The organism is Amycolatopsis thermalba, from assembly GCF_023376025.1.
GTDB classification, from domain to species: domain Bacteria; phylum Actinomycetota; class Actinomycetes; order Mycobacteriales; family Pseudonocardiaceae; genus Amycolatopsis_E; species Amycolatopsis_E thermalba.
On the sequence record NZ_CP091196.1, the window covers coordinates 6,987,131 to 7,003,525 of the forward strand.

The following is a 16,395-nucleotide window of genomic DNA, read 5'->3' on the forward strand; positions in this document are numbered from 1 at the left end:
GGCGGGGGCGGCGGCCGGCTTGGGCCGCATCCGGCCGGACGGTGCGGTGCACGCGGTGCGGTCGGCGGGTGGTGCCTGGCCCCGGGTAGCTGTGTTCGTCAGTTCGGACTGTCCGTCAGTACCCGTGTTGAGCCCCACCGTTATTCGTTCCCCGCCATCCTGTCGATGATCTCGGCGGCGCGGGCGAGCACTTCCCGCTCGTCGCCGCTCAGTTCTGCCAGCTTCCGGTCCAGCCAGGCCTCGCGCACCGAGATCGTCTCCCCGACGAACGCCCGGCCCCGCTCGGTCAGGGCGACGATCGACTGCCGCCCGTCCGTCGGGTGCGGGCTGCGCGCCACGTACCCGAAGTCCTCCAGCGCCGCGATGACCCGGGTCATCGACGGCGGCTGGACGCCTTCCTTCGCCGCGAGCTTGCCCGGCGTGAGCGGTCCGCACTTGTGCAGCGTGGACAACGCCGCCAGCTGCGTGAGCGAGACGTTCTCGTCGGTGCGCTGCGCCCGGAGCTTGCGGTTCAGCCGCACCACCGCGAGACGCAACCGGCTCGCCAGGGCAGGCTCCCGCATATCGGACACATAGTTAGCATACCTCACGATCAACAGGACGACCCGGTGAAATCGGTCGCATCAGCTCCGGCGCTCGAACCAGGTGACCACCACGCCGTTGTCGAACGCCTTCCGGTCGGTGACCGCGAACGGTGTCGGGTCGAACTTCCCGTCCACCACCGGGATCCCCGCGCCGGCCACGACGGGGTAGCTCTTGATCACCATCCGGCCGACCTCCGGCCACACCGCGCCGGCCAGCTTGCCGCCGCCGCACAGCCAGATGTCCTTGCCCTCCTCCTGCTTGAGCGAGCGGACCAGGCCGAGCGGGTCGCCGCCGACCACCGTCACGGCCGGATCCGGGCTCGGACCGAGGGTGCTGGAGACGACGTACTGGCGCAGGTGCGCGTAGGGACTGGTGAACCCCTGGTCCAGACCGGGGCGGTAGGTGCCGAGCCCCATCACGACGGTGTCGAACCGCCGGTTGGGCGCGTTCTCCAGGCCGAACGCCGCTCTCATCATCGTCGGGACGGTCTCCGGGTAGGACTCGTTCATCCACGCCATGTACGCCGCGACCTGCGCCTCGTCGCCCTGGGGGTAGAAGTCGTACTCGCCGCCCGGGCCGGCGATCCGGCCGTCGATGCTCACGCCCACGTAGTAGACCAGCTCTCGCATGAAGTGCTCCATTCGTAGTACTCTGTCCGTAGTGGTTACGACCGTAGTACTACAACTGGAGTGGTGTCAATGGTGCGCAGGAACGACGAACGGCGGGCGGCTCTGCTGGACGCCGCGATCGAGGTGCTGGCCCGGGAAGGCGTCCGCGGCCTCACCTATCGCGCCGTCGATGTGGAAGCCGCCGTGCCGGCCGGCACGGCGTCCAACTACTTCCCCAACCGCGACGACCTGCTGTACCAGACCGCGCAACGGGTGTACGAGCGTCTGCAGCCCGACGCGGCGACGATCGAACGGCAGCGGACCGCGCCCCGGGACCGGGCGACCTACACCGAGCTGATGCGCGAGCTGGTGGGCCGGATCAGCGCCTTCCGCAGCGGCTACCTCGCGCTGCTCGAACTACGCCTGGAGGCCACCCGCCGCCCCCGGTTGCGGGAGCTGCTGACCGAACGCGTGCGCGCGGACGTCGAGGCGAACGTCACCTACCACGAGCAGTCCGGGCTGCCCGGTGACGCGACCGCGGTGCGGCTGCTGATCCTCGCCCTCAACTGGCTCATCGTCGAGCAGCTCACCCTGCCGGACGTGTTCGGCGAGGCCGAGCGCGACCAGCTCGTCGTCGCCGCGGTCGAGCGGCTGGTGGCTCAGCCGAGCGCCTCCTGAATCGGCCCCACGCCGAAGTAGGCCACGAACGCCACGGCGATGATCCACAGCAGCGGGTGCACCTTCCGCGCGCCGCCGGTGACGACCTGGATCAGCACGTAGGAGATGAACCCGACGCCGATCCCGTTGGTGATCGAGTAGGTGAAGGGCATGACGACGATCGTCAGGAACGCGGGCAGCGCGATCCGGAAGTCGGTGAAGTCGATCTCGCGGACCTGGCTGATCATCAGCGCGCCGACGATCACCAGCGCCGGCGCCGCGGCCTCGACGGGGATCACCTCGTACAGCGGGGTGAAGAACATCGCGGCGAGGAACAGCAGCCCGGTGACCACGTTCGCCAGGCCGGTCCGCGCGCCCTCCGCGATGCCGGCCGCCGACTCCACGTACACGGTGTTCGAGCTGGCCGAACCGACGCCACCGGCGACCGCGCCGAGGCTGTCCACGAACAGGGCCTTGCCGGTGTTCGGCAGTTCGCCGTCGCGGCGGAGCAGCCCGGCCTCCTTGCCGAGGCCGGTCATCGTGCCGATGGTGTCGAAGAAGTCGGTCAGGATCAGCGTGAACACGATCAGCGCGGCGGTGATCGCCGGGACCTGCACCCACGCGTCGAAGTTGACCTCGCCGATCAGCGACAAGTCGGGCAGCCCGGCGATCTGGTCGGGCAGCGCGGGGTAGCCGAGGTTCCAGCCCTTGGGGTTGGTGCCGCCGGCCGGGCCGGCCTTGACGATCGCCTCCAGGACGATCGCGATCACGGTCGTCACCAGGACGCCGATCAGGATCGCGCCGCGCACGCGCCTGGCGACCAGGATGCCGGTGATCAGCAGCCCGATCACGAACACCAGCGTCGGCCAGCTCGCGATCGAGCCGCCGATGCCCAGCCCGACCGGCACGGTGGTGTTCGCCGCGTCCGGGATGCGCCGCACGAAACCGGCGTCCACCAGGCCGATCAGGGTGATGAACAGGCCGATGCCGACCGCGATGGCGGCCTTCAGCGCGGGCGGCACGGCGCGGAACACCATCGTGCGCACCCCGGTCAGCACCAGGACCAGGATGATCAGGCCGTTGAGCAGCACCAGGCCCATCGCCGCCGGCCAGCTCATCTGCGGCGCGACGCTGACCGCGATCAGCGAGTTGATGCCGAGCCCGGTGGCCATCGCGAACGGGTAGTTCGCCACGACGCCCATCAGGATCGTCATCACCCCGGCGATCAGCGCGGTCACGGCCGCCACCTGCGGGACCGGCAGGATGTTGCCGAACAGGTCCTTGTGCGCGCCCGCGTCCTGCGCCGAGAAACTGCCGATGATCAGCGGGTTGAGCACCACGATGTAGGCCATCGTGACGAACGTGACCAGCCCGCCGCGCACCTCGCGGCCGACGCTCGACCCGCGTTCGGTGATCTTGAAGAACCGGTCGAGCCCGGTCCTGCCGCCCTGCTCAGCCAATGCAACCTGCCTTACCTGCTGCTCCTGCGATGACCCGCGGGTAGCCTTCCTGACGTGGCCGATCCGATCAACGCCGGGGATGTTAAACGTCCGTTGCTTCCGGTGCCCGAGTTGCCTGAGCGACTGGTGGTGCTCTACCCGGTCGTCGTGGTCGGCACACTCGTGTGGTTCACCGGGTTCGTCGTGCTCGGCGCGCTGCGCGTGTTCGGCGCCGGCGGGCCGGCGGACGTGTGGATGTGGACCTGCCTGGCCGGCGGCGTCCTCGGGCTGATGGGGATGGGCATCATGAGCTGGCAGCGCTGGGCCCGCCGCCGCGGTTCGCGGAGCGCCCAGACGGGCCTCTAGAGCGTGTCCTGTACGGACACGGCCTAGAGCAGGAAGGTCGTCGTCGCGGGGTCGTTCAGCACGGCTTCGACCAGGTGGCGGTCCGACCAGCGGCCGGTGGCCCAGGCGAACGCGCGGGCCAGCCCTTCGGGTGAGTCCTCCGCGTGATGTTCCCCGTGAAACGTCCCACTTTCGACCCACCACGGCGTGGCGCGCTTGACTCCGTCGACCTCCACGGTCAACTCGTCGTGCACCACGAGCCCACCCTCGGGCAGCGGGATGCCCAGCAGCTCCGCCGCCAGGACCAGCGCGGTCATCTCCGGCCACGGCACGAACTCGCCCGCGCTGCTGACCCGGGCGTCCGCGTGCTCGGACAGCAGCGGGATGTCCAGCAGCTCGGCGAGCGCGGCCACGTCCGCGCCAGGCGAGGCGGCGACCAGGCGTTCCGGCGCCCACACCGCACCCAGCCAGGGCAGGTCGAGCACCGCGGCCCGCTCGGCGTCGACCACGGACCCGTCGACCGTGCGCACCCGCTCCGGCGCGTCCAGCTCGCTCCACTCCAGGTCGGCGGCGGCCAGCACGGCGTGCGCGCGCAGGATCAGGCCCGGCGGGATCTCCCGGTCCGGGTCGCCGAGCCGGTCGAGCAGGTCGGCGGCGTCGTCGAGGTCGCGCACGGCCAGCTCCGACCGGACCCCGGCGGCGGCCAGCACGTCCGGGCGCACCCCCACGTCGGGCACCGGGTCGTAGAGACCGGTCAGGCCGTCCGCGTCCGGCAGCCGCCACTCGGCGGGCGGACGACCGGCGAGCAGCGCGTTGCGCTCCAGCCAGGCCGCCGACGGGCTGTCCGGCATCGTCAGCGCCTGCCAGGTCTCGCGCTGCCCGGCGATCAGCCGCAGCGCCCGCGGCCAGGCGTCGTCCGCGACGAGATCGAGGTCGCGGATCTCCGGCAGCTCGTCCTCGCCGGGCACCACCCGGAACTCGTCGAGCACGCCCAGTTCGGTGAGCACCCGCACCGGCCACTGCTCGGCGAAGTCCGCGTCCAGCACCGCGAACGGCCCGTCCTCGTCGAACACCTCCGGGTCGAAGACCTCACGCAGCGGCGAGTTCGGCAGCACCAGCTCGTCGGCCCGGCGCCAGCCGTCCGCCGACGGCAGCGCGAGCGCGCCCAGCCCCTCCGCCGAGGTCTCGGAAACCAGGCGCAGCACGGCTTCCGCGAGCGGGCGGGTGTCCAACCCGGACTCGGCGTCGGCCAGGCTGCGCTCGACCGCCTCGCGCAGCGCGGGCGCGTCGAGCAGGTCGGCGGCCTCCGCCTGCTTCGCGCCGAGGCGCTCCAGCAGCGGGTGCGCCGCCTCCGGGTGCACCAGCCGCAGCCCGCCCACCTCGGCGTCGGCCAGCAGGTCGAGCAGCTCCGACGCGCCGAGCAGCACCGCGCCGCGCGGCCCGGGCAGCGTCCGCCCGTCCGCCAGCGGCACCGGCAGCGCGCCCAGCTCGTCTGCGGTCACCTCGTGGTTGTCCAGCAGCGGCAGGAAGGCGTCGTACAGCGCGCGCCACCACTCCGGGGCCCGGTCCACGCCGATCAGCAGGTCGACCAGGTCGGACACGTCCAGGCGGTCGGCGTCCACGGTCGCCAGGACCTGCGCCGCCTCGTAGCCGCTGATCCCGGCCAGGCCGGGCACGACACCGGCGAGCAGTTCCAGCAGCCGCGGCGACTCGACCGACAGCACCCGGGCGCTCGACGGCACCAGGTCGTCGCCCTCGGCCGCGGGCAGCCACGCCTGCGTCGCCAGCTGGCGCCCCACCAGCTCGCGCAGCTTGCCGTCCACTTCGGACAGCGGGAAACCGGCCTCGGGCACCAGGTCCAGCCGGTCCCCCGGGGCGAGCTTGCGCACCAGCGCCGGGTACTCGCGGGCGGCCGCGGCCAGCGCGGCGTCGGCGCCGGGCAGCACCCGCCGCCGCGACGGCTCCAGCGGCACGGTCGCGATCAGCCGGGCCGGCAACGACAACCGTTCGTCGGTGGGCGTCGGCGCGTGCAGCACGTCCTCGGTCAGCCGCCCGTCGGCCGGCTTCGCCCAGACCACGTTCTCACCGGCCTGGGTCAGCCAGCGGACCGTGCCGGACGGCGTGGTCAGCTCGACGACACCGTCCTCTTCGGACCGCGCCCACTCCGCGCCGGGCGCCTCGATCCGCGCCAGCCACGGCAGGGACAGCAGGAGGTCCTCGGCCTCGTCCGTCAGGCGCGCGAGCAGCTCGTCCGGGTCGACGCCGTCGCGCAGTGGCAGGCGGACCTCGGTGTCGAAGCCGCCGGGCAGGTCCTCGTCCGCCGGCCAGGGCAGCCGCAGCACCGGCACCGCGCCGTCGCGCCCGGCGGCCTCCCTGGTCCGCGTCTCGGAGAAGGCCACCCCACCGGTCCGCGAGATCACCCGCGGTTCGCTGCTGACCGCGAGCACCGCCGCGAAGCCCACGCCGAACTGCCCCACGGTGTCGCCCTGCTTCGCCGACGCGCGCAGCGAAGCCAGCGAAGCGACTCCGGCGGCGTCGAGCGGCGCGCCGGTGTTGGCGACCCGGAGTTCGGCGCCGACGACGGAAACCCGCAGCGTGCCGGGGATCCCGGCGAGCGCGGCGGCGTCGGCGGCGTTCTGCGCCAGCTCGACGAACAGCCGGTCGCGGTAGCCGCCGGTCCGCAGGTCGCCCTCGGCGTTGGTGTCTTCGGTGAACCGGGTCGGCGAGTCCCGCCAGGCCCGCAGCACCGAGGCCCGCAGCGCCTCGGTGCCGAACGGATCACTCAGCTGACTCACTCGCCGTCTCGACGTCCGCGGTGGCGCCCGTCTCGGTCTTCGGCTCCTCGACCGGCTCCATGTCCAGCAGCGAGTCGTCGTAGACCAGCTCGGCGACCGGCACCGACGAGGTCACCTCGACCTCGACCTCGGAGTGCGCGCCGCAGCCGTACTCGACGTGCACGACCGTGCCGTCGGCCGGGGCGATCTCGTTGCCGCACACGCCGAACGCGGCGCGCAGCGAACCGGCGAGCGGGAGGTAGAAGCCGCAGGTGCCGCAGTGGGCCGGCGCGCTGCGCGCCATGTCCGACCGCGGGCCGAACTCGCCGCGGTGCCACCGCGTGGCGGCCTCCTCGCGGCCGAAGCGGGACATGACGTGCACGCGGCCCAGCCCGGCCTCGTGCGCGACCTCCTCGACCGCCGGGTCGTCGGACCGCAGGTACGCCGGGACCAGCCGCGGGTCGTCCTTGTCCGGCGGGAGGATGTCGCCGACGCCGAGGTCACCGGCCCGCACCCGGCGCTCCCACGGCACCCACTGCGGGGCGATCAGGGCGTCCGGGCCGGGCACGAGCACGACCTCGCTCACCGTCACCGGGGTGTCCGGGCCCGCGTTCGCGACCGTCACCGACCAGCGCCAGCCGCGGTAACCGGGCACGTGGGCCTCGAAGAGGTGGCTCGCCGACACCGCGTCCTCACGCGACACGCCGACGTGCGCCCCGACCTGCTCGGCCCCCGCCTCTTCGACCGCGGCCTCGCGCGCGAGATCGACCGCCTCGGCGAGAGCGCGCTCCACGGAGCCGTCGTCCAGGGTGAGCAGCAGCGTCATACCCCAATTGTGCCCCGCGCGCCTCGGGCCGCCGTGTCAGGGTGGAGGGGTGCGCACCCTGATCACCCTGACCCTCGCCACGGTCGTCGCACTCGGTGGCTGCGCGGCCGCGGCACCGCGGGCGCCGGCCACCGTTGCGCAGCTAACGGTGCAGGTGCTGGAGACGCTGCCGCACGACCCGGCGGCGTTCACGCAGGGGCTCGAGTTCTCCGGCGCCACGCTGTACGAGAGCACCGGGCTGGTCGGGCAGTCGTCCGTGCGGGCCGGGGCGCCCGGGCAGCCGCCGGCCACGCGCGTGGACCTGCCCGCGCCGCTGTTCGGTGAGGGCATCACCGTCACCGGCCCGACCCTGTGGCAACTGACCTGGCAGAACGGCGTGGCGATCGAGCGGGACGCGCGGACGCTCGCCGAGCTGCGGCGTGTGTCCTACGACGGCGAGGGCTGGGGGCTGTGCCACGACGGCGGACGGCTGGTGATGAGCGACGGCTCGGACCGGCTCACCTTCCGCGACCCGTCGACGTTCGCGGTCACCGGCGAGGTCACCGCGCATTCCGGCGAGCAGGAGTTCGCACAGCTCAACGAGCTGGAGTGCGTGGGCGGCGCGGTGTACGCCAACGTCTGGAAGACCGACCGGATCCTGCGCATCGACCCGGCGACCGGCGAGGTGACCGCCCAGATCACCGCGGCCGGGCTGCTCACCCCGGCCCAGGCGGCGGCCGCGGACGTGCTCAACGGCATCGCCGCGATCCCCGGCACCGACGAGTTCTTGATCACCGGGAAGCTCTGGCCGGTGATGTTCCGGGTGAAATTCGTCCCCGCTTCCTGATCACCCAGCGCGTCGGCCCAGCAATACGGCAAGATTGACGCGTGCGGCGCAAACGGAAGTGGACACCGGCACCGGGTGCCGGGCAACCGTGGCGCGCCCAGGGGCGCTTCTACCCGGAGTCGTCGGCGGTCCCGAACGCGGACGAGGCGCCGACGAGCGCGTTCCCGGCCGGCGGCCGCACACCGCCGCCACCACCGCGTGGCGCGCGGCCGTTCCCGCCGCGGCAGGGCCCGCCCCCGCCGCAGCGCCCGTGGCAGGGCGAACCGCCGCGCCGTGAACCGCCGCCCCGCCGCACCGAGCCGCTCTACGAGCACTACGACACCGACGGCTACGCGGGCTCCGCGCGCCCGGAACCGGAGCCGGCCGCGGAGCACCGCACCGAGGCGACCGCCGGGCCGCTGCCCCGGATGCCGAAGAAACTGACCGTCACGCGCGTCGCCGCGCTGCGCAGCCGCGAGCTGGGCGGCCGCGCGGTCGGCATGTTCCAGCGCGCGACGAAGGCCGACGGCGCCGACAAGTCCGGTCTCACCTCGCTGACGTACGCGGTGATGCTGAACTACGCCAGCGACGCGGCGATGGCCATCGCGCTGGCCAACACCCTGTTCTTCGCGGCCACCAGCGGCGAGGGCCGCGGCAAGGTCGCGCTGTACCTGCTGATCACCATCGCGCCGTTCGCGCTCGTCGCGCCGGTCATCGGCCCGCTGCTGGACCGGATCCAGCGCGGCCGACGCCTGGCGATGTGCCTCACCTCGGTCGGCCAGGTGCTGATGGCCGTGCTGATGGCGCTGCACTTCAACGACTGGGGCCTCTACCCCGCCGCGCTCGGGAAGATGGTGCTGTCCAAGTCGTTCACGGTCCTCAAGTCGGCGGTCACCCCGCGGGTGGTGCCGCCGGACATCACGTTGTCGAAGACCAACGCGCGGCTCACGGTGTTCGGGCTCGCCGCGGGTGGTGTGTTCGGTGCCATCGCCTCCGGGGTGAACTCGCTGTTCGGGTCGGCGGGCGCGCTGTGGTTCACAGCGGTGATCTGCGTGGCCGGTGCCGTGCAGGCCATGCGGATCCCGGCGTGGGTCGAGGTGACCGAGGGCGAGGTCCCGGCGACGCTCAAGGCCCACCCGGCGAAGAAGAAGAAACGGCAGCCGCTGGGCAGTGACGTGGTGCTCGCCCTGTGGGGCAACGGGACCATCCGCGTGCTGACCGGGTTCCTGATGATGTTCGCGGCGTTCGCCGTGAAGGCGCAGGCGGAGCAGACCGGGCAGAGCCCGTTCATGCAGCTGCTGCTGCTCGGCCTGATCGGTGGCGCGGCCGGGCTCGGCGGGTTCGTCGGCAACGCGCTCGGATCGCGGCTGAGCTTCGGGCACCCCAGCCAGGTGATCTTGGGCTGCGCGGGCGCCGCGCTCGCCTCGACGATCCTCGCCGCCGTCATGTCCGGGATCGTCACGGCCGCGATCGTCGGTCTCGTCGGCGCCACGTCGAGCGCGCTGGCGAAGATCAGCCTCGACGCGGTGATCCAGCGCGACCTGCCGGAGGAGTCGCGGGCGTCGGCGTTCGGCCGGTCGGAGACGGTGCTGCAGCTGGCGTGGGTGTTCGGCGGCGCGATCGGCCTGCTGCTGCCGCCGACGTACTGGATCGGGTTCCTGGTGGTGTCGATCCTGCTCGCGCTCGGCCTGGCGCAGACGTTCCTGCTGCAGAGAGGCGCGTCACTCCTGCCCGGTCTGGGCGCGCGGCGGGACCGCAGGCCGGCGCGAACCGGCAACGGGGCCGCTCCCCGCGTGCAGTGACCCGACCCGTAGTGTTTCCGCCATGCGGCGAACTCTGCTGTTGCTGTCGGCCGGGGCGCTGGCGCTGACCGGCTGCTCCGCCCACGTCGGACCGCCCGAGGTCACCTTCTTCGGCGACGGGCGCACCGTCAACGCCGAACCGATCGTGAACTGCGACGCGCTCCTCAAGTCGTGCTCGGAGAACCCGGACGCCGCCGTGACGCTGAAGGTGCGCCCGGGCAAGCCGGTGCAGATCTCCGTGCCGTCCGAGATCGGCGACACGCCCTGGCTGGTGAACGTCCAGTACGCCAACGCCAAGGGCGAGCTGCAGCCGGTGAAGCAGCAGTTCTTCTCGCCCGGGGACAAGCTCGCCTACACCGCGACCGGCGCGGCGCCGGACGACCAGCTGGTGGTCGTCGAGGTGCAGCAGCTCGGCGCTGCTTACGCGGCCGATCAGGCGGGGAACCCCATTCTGGACGAGAACGGGAATCCGCAGCTGGTGGCTCGGGCTTTGTGGTCGCTGCAGGTTGAGCCTGGGGCCTGAGCCGCTACGCGGGTGTTGAGGGCACCGGCTTCGCTTCGCTACGCCCGGATCTGCCCCTCCCGAACCCGATCTTTCAGTGTTCGGTTGCCGAGAAGCGGCGTCAAGGCGGGAAAGCGTGCCTTGACCCCGCTGCTCGGCAACCGATTTGGCTGGGGATCGGGTTGCGGGAGAGGGGTGGCTCGGGCGGTGGGGCCGGTTGCGTTGCCGGGTGCGGCTTCGCTGGGTGGTCGCGGCCGGTCGTGCCCACGTCGCCCCCCTGCTCGGGGGTGTGAGCCGGCTTACGGGTCGAGGTCGCGGGCCACCGCGCGCATCACTTCGGCGATCCGCTTGGTGTTCTTGCGGTCCGGGTAGCGGCCGCGGCGCAGGTCCGGCTGCACCTTCATCTCGAGCAGCTTGATCATGTCCTCGATCAGGCCGTGCAGCTCCTCCGCCGGGCGGCGGCGCGCTTCGGCGACCGAGGGCAGGCTGTCGATCAGCCGAACGGACAGGGCCTGCGGACCACGGCGGCCGTCGGCGACGCCGAACTCCAGCCGCTGGCCGGCCTTGAGTGCCTCGACCCCTTGGGGGAGCGCGGTCTTGCGGATATAGACGTCCTGGCCGCCGTCCTGGGTGACGAAACCGAACCCCTTCTCCGCGTCGTACCACTTGACCTTGCCGGTCGGCACTGCCCTCACCGTTCCTTCGCTCTGAGTAAGTCATCTCGCGTACCGGCGGCACGTGACCGCCTGCACGACGAACGCGCCCTGGGCGTACCCAGGACGCGTATCCACCAGCCTATCCCGGTATGCGCCCTCCGGTGAAGAAGATATGGGTTCTAACCTTGTGCCATGGATACTCCGGCCAAGACTTCCCCGCGCAAGCCGTTCCTCATGCGGCTCGGGATCGGTGTGTTCGCCGTCGGCGTGCTGGCCGTGCTGGCCGTGTTCGTCCTGTTCGCGTTCGGCCTGCGGGACCTCCCGGTGTGGCTGAGCGCCGTCGCCGGGGTGGCCACGCCCCTGGGCATCGCACTGTCGCTCATCTCACTGGTTCGCGAGCACCGGAAAGCGGCTGCCGGCTGAGCCAGCCGGGGAACTCCTCCAGGCTGGAGAAGACCACCTCCGCCCCCGCCTCGAGCAACTCCTCGCGGCTGCAGGGGCCCGTCGTCACGCCCACCGGCACCGCGTCGGCGGCCAGCGCGCCCCGCACGTCCCCCAGGTGGTCGCCGGCGTAGATCGACGCGCCGTGCTCGCGCAGGGCCACCGCCTTGCCGTCCGACCACAGCTCGCCCACGAGCACGTCGACGGCCAGGCCGAGCGCCTTCACGTGCAGCGCCGCGTTCGGCCCGTACTTGCCGGTGACGACCACCGTGCGGCCGCCCGCGTCGTGCACCGCGGCGAGCGCCTCGTGCGCGCCCGGCAGCGCGACCGTCTCCGGGATCACGATCTCCGGGTACAGCTGGCGGAACCGGTCGACGAGGCCGGTGATCCGCTCCTCGGGCGCGCCGAAGTCACGCAGCACCATGTCCAGCGGCGGGCCCAGGTTGGCGGCGAAGTGCTCACCGTCCAGCGGCAGGCCCGCCTCCGCACCGAGCGCGTTCATCACCGCGACCATGCCCGGCCGCGGGTCGATGAGCGTCATGTCCAGGTCGAATCCGACGACGATCCCCACGCCAACCACGGTAGCCGGACCCTCCGACAGTTCCGGACGCCGTCTCACCTCCGCTTTACAGTGAGCCCATTCGGGTCAACCTGCTTGACATTGCAGCCGCCTGTGTCAAGCTGATTTTGTGACTGAGATCACCGACTCGTTCGCGGAGCGCACCAGGACGTCGCTCCGGGAGATCCTGCTCGACGCGGCGGCCGACATCCTGGCGGCGCGGGGCTACGCGGCCCTGCGGATGGTGGACGTGGCGTCGGCGGCCGGGGTCAGCCGCCAGACGGTCTACAACGAGTTCGGCAACAAGAGCGCGCTCGTGCAGGCGGTCGTCCTGCGCACCACGGGCGAGTTCCTGGACGGCATCCACCACCGGTTCGCCACCGCGCCCGATCTGCTGACCGGCATCCGCGACGCGGTCACCTACACGATCGAGCACGGCCGGGAGAACCGACTGGTCGCTTCCGCGCTGGGCACACCGCAGGGTGAGGACCTGCTGCCGCTGCTCACCACCCGGGGTGAACCGGTCCTGTCCGCGGCGATGGAGGTCGCCGCGTCCCACTACCGGGAGTCCCTGCCCGCGCTGAGCGCCGAGGCCGCGAACCTCCTCGCCGAGACCGTGGTCCGGCTCTCGTTGAGCCACCTGGTGCTGCCGACCCACACCGCGACCGAGGCAGCCGACCTGATCTGCGCCGCGATCGCACCGGCCATCACCCGTTACGCGTCCACAATGGAGTGTGAGCAGCCATGACCGATACGCTTCCCGTGCACCGCACCGGGTTCACCTCGCTGCGCAGGGGCGGGCTGAACTGGGACTCCTTCCCGCTGCGGCTGTTCGTCAAGGGGAACCGCAAGTTCTGGAACCCGGCCGACATCGACTTCAGCCAGGACGCCGAGGACTGGCAGACCCTCACCGACGAGGAGCGCCGGTCGTCGACGTACCTGTGCGCGCAGTTCATCGCCGGCGAGGAGGCGGTGACGGAGGACATCCAGCCGTTCATGAAGGCGATGGCCGCCGAGGGCCGGTTCGGTGACGAGATGTACCTGACCCAGTTCTGCTTCGAGGAAGCCAAGCACACCGAGGTGTTCCGCCGCTGGATGGACGCGGTGGGGCTGACCGAGGACCTGACCTCGTACGTCAGCGAGAACCCGCACTACCGCAAGCTGTTCTACGAGGAGCTGCCCGAGTCGCTGGCCGTTCTGGAGCACGACCCCAGCCCGCTGAACCAGATCCGGGCGAGCGTCACCTACAACCACGTGATCGAAGGCAGCCTGGCCCTGACGGGCTACTACGCGTGGCAGAAGGTCTGCACGACGCGCGGCATCCTGCCCGGCATGCAACAGCTGGTGAAGCACATCGGCGACGACGAGCGCCGGCACATGGCATGGGGCACCTTCACCTGCCGAAGGCACATCGCCGCGGACGATTCCCTGTGGGACGCGGTGCAGCAACGCATGGGCGAGCTGTTGCCGCACGCGCTCGGCATGATCGAATGGGTGCAGAACCAGTTCGAGGAGCCGCGCCCGTTCGACAACGACCCGCAGGAGTTCATCGAATACGCGGCCGACCGAGCACAACGCCGCCTGGGCGCCATCGAATCGGCACGCGGAGTCCCAGTAGGACAGATCGACCTGGACTACTCACCGGAACAGCTGGAAGAAACCTTCGGCGAAGAAGACGCCAAAGCACTAGCGAACGCACTGAGCTGACGGCGCACCAGCGCCGCGCAGTGAACCCAAGGTAGCTGGGTGGTCATCCCGTCGCCTGACACGTGACGATCACCTTGAGCCAGGGCCGCAACCCAGGCCGCCAACCGGCGGCCGACCATGCCAACCTTGCGGGCCTGGCTCAAGGTGATATGCACAAACCGGAAGGCGACGGGATGACCACCCAGCGACCACCTCGCCAAGGCGAGGTTCCTGCATTCCCCGTCATCCCGGAGCCTGCCCGTCCGGCGAGGACATCTCTTGATCTTTAGAGGTGACGTTGGGCAGGCGGGGAGTCCGCCCTTCGGGCGGGAAGCGCCTACGGCGCCGAACGGTCACCTTACGACCACCCCCGCCCCCGATGCCTGATTGTGTTTCAGTCGCCGAGCAGGCGTGTCAAGGCGGGAAAGAGTACCTTGACACGCCTGCTCGGCGACCAAAAGCGGGCTGTGGATCGGGGGCGGGGGAGGTCTGGTTGGGGTAGTCGGTGCTGTTGCGTTGCCGGCCGCCGGTTGTGCAGGGCTGCCGCGCGGCCCCGGGGATGCTCGGTGCTGTCGCGTTGCCGGCCGCCGGTTGTGCAGGGCTGCCGCGCGGCCCCGTGGGGTGGTCGGTGCTGTCGCGTTGCCGGCCGCCGGTTGTGCAGGGCTGCCGCGCGGCCCCGTGGGGTGGTCGGTGCTGTTGCGTTGCCGGCCGCCGGTTGTGCAGGGCTGCCGCGCGGCCCCGGGGATGCTCGGTGCTGTCGCGTTGCCGGCCGCCGGTTGTGCAGGGCTGCCGCGCGGCCCCGGGGATGCTCGGTGCTGTCGCGTTGCCGGCCGCCGGTTGTGCAGGGCTGCCGCGCGGCCCCGGGGGTAGTCGGTGCTGTCGCGTTGCCGGCCGCCGGTTGTGCAGGGCTGCCGCGCGGCCCCGTGGGGTGGTCGGTGCTGTCGCGTTGCCGGCCGCCGGTTGTGCAGGGCTGCCGCGCGGCCCCGGGGGTAGTCGGTGCTGTTGCATTGCCGGGCGGCGGTTGTGCAGGGCTGCCGCGCAGTTGGTTGCCTGCCGGCCCAGCTCTCGTTGCCGGCTTGCGTCTTGTTATTCCAGGTCCAGGATCTTCAGCGCCTTTTCCCGCATCTCGACCTTCCGGATCTTCCCCGTCACCGTCATCGGGAACTCGTCGACGATGTGCACATACCGCGGAATCTTGTAGTGCGCCAGCTTCCCGGTACAGAACTCCCGCAGTGCCTCCGCCGTCAGCGGCTGCGCTCCTTCCCGCATCCGGATCCACGCCATCAGCTCCTCGCCGTAGCGCTGGTCCGGCACGCCGATCACCTGCGCGTCCAGGACATCCGGGTGCGTGTACAGGAATTCCTCGATCTCCCGCGGGTAGATGTTCTCGCCGCCGCGGATGACCATGTCCTTGATCCGCCCGGTGATCTGGATGTAGCCCTCTTCGTCCATCACGCCGAGGTCGCCGGTGTGCATCCACCGCGCCTTGTCGATCACCTCGGCCGTCTTGTCCGGCTGGTCCCAGTATCCGAGCATCACCGAATAGCCCCGCGTGCACAGCTCACCCGGCTCGCCGCGCGGCACCGTCAGCCCGGTCTCCGGGTCGACGATCTTGACCTCCAGGTGCGGCCCGACCCGGCCGACCGTCGACACCCGCCGCTCGATCGAGTCGTCCGACCTCGTCTGCGTGGACACCGGCGAGGTCTCGGTCATGCCGTAGCAATTGGACACCTCGGCCATGCCCATCCGCTCGATGACCTGCTTCATCACCTCGACCGGGCAGGGCGAACCAGCCATGATGCCGGTCCGGAGGCTGCTCAGGTCGTAGTCCTCGAAGCCCGGCTCGGCCAGCTCGGCGATGAACATCGTGGGCACCCCGTACAGCGACGTGCACCGTTCCGCTTCCACCGCCTTGAGCGTGGCCTTCGGCTCGAACGACGGCGCCGGGATCACCATGCAGGCCCCGTGCGTCGTCGCCGCGAGGTTGCCCATCACCATGCCGAAGCAGTGGTAGAACGGCACCGGGATGCAGATCCGGTCCGCCTCCGTGTAGTGGCACAGCTCGCCGACGAAGAAGCCGTTGTTGAGGATGTTGTGGTGCGACAGCGTCGCGCCCTTCGGGAATCCCGTCGTGCCCGAGGTGTACTGGATGTTGATCGGGTCGTCGGCGGACAGGCCCACCTCCGGCAACGCCTTGCCCCGCCCGGACTCCACCAACTCCGCCCACTCGGCCGAACCGAGCAGCACCACCTGCTCCAGCCCGGAGCACCGCGGCCGGACTTCGTCGATCATCGCCGCGTAGTCCGACGTCTTGAACGTGCGCGCCGCCACCAGCATCCGCACCCCGGCCTGGTTCAGCACGAACTCCAGCTCGTGCGAGCGGTAGGCGGGGTTGATGTTGACCAGGATCGCGCCGATCTTCGCCGTCGCGTACTGCAGGAACGTCCACTCGGCACAGTTCGGCGACCAGATCCCGACCCGGTCGCCCTTGACGATGCCGCGCCCGGCCAGCCCGGCGGCCAGGGCGTCGACCTCGGCGGCCAGCTCCCGGTAGGTCCACCGGCGGCCCGAGGCGTACTCCACCAGCGCGTCCCGGTCCCCGAACGCGGCCACGGTCCGGTCGAAGTTGTCACCGATCGTGTCACCCAGCAAGGGCACCTCGGAGATACCCGACGCATAACTCGGCACGGCTGGCATGACGCCTCCTCGG

General features: G+C 71.3%; 16 protein-coding genes. 8 read left to right on the forward strand and 8 right to left on the reverse strand.

The annotated features are described in order from the left end of the window. Positions 1 to 140 precede the first annotated feature (140 nt). Both L1857_RS33820 and L1857_RS33825 read right to left on the reverse strand, forming a co-directional pair. Positions 141 to 563 carry a MarR family winged helix-turn-helix transcriptional regulator gene (locus tag L1857_RS33820; protein WP_116111343.1) on the reverse strand — a complete coding sequence of 141 codons (423 nt, stop codon included), beginning with the start codon at positions 561 to 563 and terminating at the stop codon, positions 141 to 143. A gap of 60 nt (positions 564 to 623) precedes the next feature. Next, a complete protein-coding gene (locus L1857_RS33825; protein ID WP_094009092.1) occupies positions 624 to 1,214 on the reverse strand; it encodes a dihydrofolate reductase family protein in 591 nt (196 codons plus the stop codon). A gap of 69 nt (positions 1,215 to 1,283) precedes the next feature. Between L1857_RS33825 and L1857_RS33830 the strand changes: the two genes are divergently transcribed. After that, positions 1,284 to 1,871: a TetR/AcrR family transcriptional regulator gene (locus L1857_RS33830; protein WP_116111342.1), complete on the forward strand. Its 588-nt coding sequence runs from the start codon at positions 1,284 to 1,286 to the stop codon at positions 1,869 to 1,871. Here the strand turns inward: L1857_RS33830 and L1857_RS33835 are convergent. After that, positions 1,853 to 3,310 (reverse strand): NCS2 family permease, encoded by a 1,458-nt coding sequence (locus L1857_RS33835; RefSeq protein WP_094009058.1) that lies wholly within the window; start codon positions 3,308 to 3,310, stop codon positions 1,853 to 1,855. The two genes, L1857_RS33830 and L1857_RS33835, sit on opposite strands and share 19 nt — an antisense overlap. Before the next feature lie 102 nt (positions 3,311 to 3,412). On the opposite strand from L1857_RS33835, the gene L1857_RS33840 reads away from it, so the two are divergent. Further along, on the forward strand, positions 3,413 to 3,655 hold the full coding sequence (locus tag L1857_RS33840) for a DUF2530 domain-containing protein (protein ID WP_094009057.1): 243 nt from the start codon (positions 3,413 to 3,415) through the stop codon (positions 3,653 to 3,655). Positions 3,656 to 3,678: 23 nt separating this feature from the next. On the opposite strand, the gene L1857_RS33845 is transcribed toward L1857_RS33840, so the two are convergent. Beyond that, on the reverse strand, positions 3,679 to 6,429 hold the full coding sequence (locus tag L1857_RS33845) for a sacsin N-terminal ATP-binding-like domain-containing protein (protein ID WP_249467267.1): 2,751 nt from the start codon (positions 6,427 to 6,429) through the stop codon (positions 3,679 to 3,681). After that, a complete protein-coding gene (locus L1857_RS33850; RefSeq protein WP_094009210.1) occupies positions 6,413 to 7,234 on the reverse strand; it encodes a DUF3027 domain-containing protein in 822 nt (273 codons plus the stop codon). Before L1857_RS33850 ends, L1857_RS33845 begins: the two co-directional genes overlap by 17 nt. Positions 7,235 to 7,283: 49 nt before the next feature. On the opposite strand from L1857_RS33850, the gene L1857_RS33855 reads away from it, so the two are divergent. From L1857_RS33855 to L1857_RS33865, 3 genes are read left to right on the forward strand one after another with little or no spacing between them, the layout of a single operon-like run. Then, positions 7,284 to 8,060: a glutaminyl-peptide cyclotransferase gene (locus tag L1857_RS33855; RefSeq protein WP_116111339.1), complete on the forward strand. Its 777-nt coding sequence runs from the start codon at positions 7,284 to 7,286 to the stop codon at positions 8,058 to 8,060. Between the two features lie 41 nt (positions 8,061 to 8,101). Then, positions 8,102 to 9,841, forward strand: a complete 1,740-nt coding sequence (locus tag L1857_RS33860; RefSeq protein ID WP_094009208.1) for an MFS transporter — start codon at positions 8,102 to 8,104, stop codon at positions 9,839 to 9,841. A gap of 22 nt (positions 9,842 to 9,863) precedes the next feature. Next, positions 9,864 to 10,364, forward strand: coding sequence for a DUF2771 family protein (locus L1857_RS33865; protein ID WP_094009207.1), 501 nt, complete (start codon positions 9,864 to 9,866; stop codon positions 10,362 to 10,364). A gap of 278 nt (positions 10,365 to 10,642) precedes the next feature. Here the strand turns inward: L1857_RS33865 and L1857_RS33870 are convergent, their stop codons facing one another. Continuing rightward, a complete protein-coding gene (locus L1857_RS33870; RefSeq protein WP_017985244.1) occupies positions 10,643 to 11,029 on the reverse strand; it encodes a cold-shock protein in 387 nt (128 codons plus the stop codon). A gap of 162 nt (positions 11,030 to 11,191) precedes the next feature. Here L1857_RS33870 and L1857_RS33875 point away from each other — a divergent pair, with 162 nt between their 5' ends. Next, entirely contained in the window at positions 11,192 to 11,422 is a 231-nt protein-coding gene (locus tag L1857_RS33875; RefSeq protein WP_017985245.1) for a hypothetical protein, read from the forward strand. On the opposite strand, the gene L1857_RS33880 is transcribed toward L1857_RS33875, so the two are convergent. Beyond that, on the reverse strand, positions 11,379 to 12,011 hold the full coding sequence (locus L1857_RS33880; protein WP_094009206.1) for an HAD family hydrolase: 633 nt from the start codon (positions 12,009 to 12,011) through the stop codon (positions 11,379 to 11,381). The genes L1857_RS33875 and L1857_RS33880 overlap by 44 nt on opposite strands. Positions 12,012 to 12,129: 118 nt before the next feature. On the opposite strand from L1857_RS33880, the gene L1857_RS33885 reads away from it, so the two are divergent. Together L1857_RS33885 and L1857_RS33890 are read left to right on the forward strand one after the other, a co-directional pair. Further along, positions 12,130 to 12,747 carry a TetR/AcrR family transcriptional regulator gene (locus tag L1857_RS33885; protein ID WP_116111336.1) on the forward strand — a complete coding sequence of 206 codons (618 nt, stop codon included), beginning with the start codon at positions 12,130 to 12,132 and terminating at the stop codon, positions 12,745 to 12,747. Beyond that, positions 12,744 to 13,706 carry a R2-like ligand-binding oxidase gene (locus L1857_RS33890; protein ID WP_116111335.1) on the forward strand — a complete coding sequence of 321 codons (963 nt, stop codon included), beginning with the start codon at positions 12,744 to 12,746 and terminating at the stop codon, positions 13,704 to 13,706. The genes L1857_RS33885 and L1857_RS33890 overlap by 4 nt, the downstream gene beginning before the upstream one ends. Before the next feature lie 1,065 nt (positions 13,707 to 14,771). Here L1857_RS33890 and L1857_RS33895 read toward each other — a convergent pair. Beyond that, positions 14,772 to 16,382 (reverse strand): AMP-binding protein, encoded by a 1,611-nt coding sequence (locus L1857_RS33895; protein WP_116111334.1) that lies wholly within the window; start codon positions 16,380 to 16,382, stop codon positions 14,772 to 14,774. Positions 16,383 to 16,395 lie beyond the last annotated feature (13 nt).

What these genes read in the sequence shown, in the direction of transcription:
- L1857_RS33830 (WP_116111342.1), top strand. Translation starts at nt 1,284, where the DNA reads ATGGTGCGCAGGAACGACGAACGGCGGGCGGCTCTGCTGGACGCCGCG.
- L1857_RS33820 (WP_116111343.1), bottom strand. Translation starts at nt 563, where the DNA reads ATGCGGGAGCCTGCCCTGGCGAGCCGGTTGCGTCTCGCGGTGGTGCGG.
- L1857_RS33825 (WP_094009092.1), bottom strand. Translation starts at nt 1,214, where the DNA reads ATGCGAGAGCTGGTCTACTACGTGGGCGTGAGCATCGACGGCCGGATC.
- L1857_RS33895 (WP_116111334.1), bottom strand. Translation starts at nt 16,382, where the DNA reads ATGCCAGCCGTGCCGAGTTATGCGTCGGGTATCTCCGAGGTGCCCTTG.
- L1857_RS33875 (WP_017985245.1), top strand. Translation starts at nt 11,192, where the DNA reads ATGGATACTCCGGCCAAGACTTCCCCGCGCAAGCCGTTCCTCATGCGG.
- L1857_RS33890 (WP_116111335.1), top strand. Translation starts at nt 12,744, where the DNA reads ATGACCGATACGCTTCCCGTGCACCGCACCGGGTTCACCTCGCTGCGC.
- L1857_RS33850 (WP_094009210.1), bottom strand. Translation starts at nt 7,234, where the DNA reads ATGACGCTGCTGCTCACCCTGGACGACGGCTCCGTGGAGCGCGCTCTC.
- L1857_RS33865 (WP_094009207.1), top strand. Translation starts at nt 9,864, where the DNA reads ATGCGGCGAACTCTGCTGTTGCTGTCGGCCGGGGCGCTGGCGCTGACC.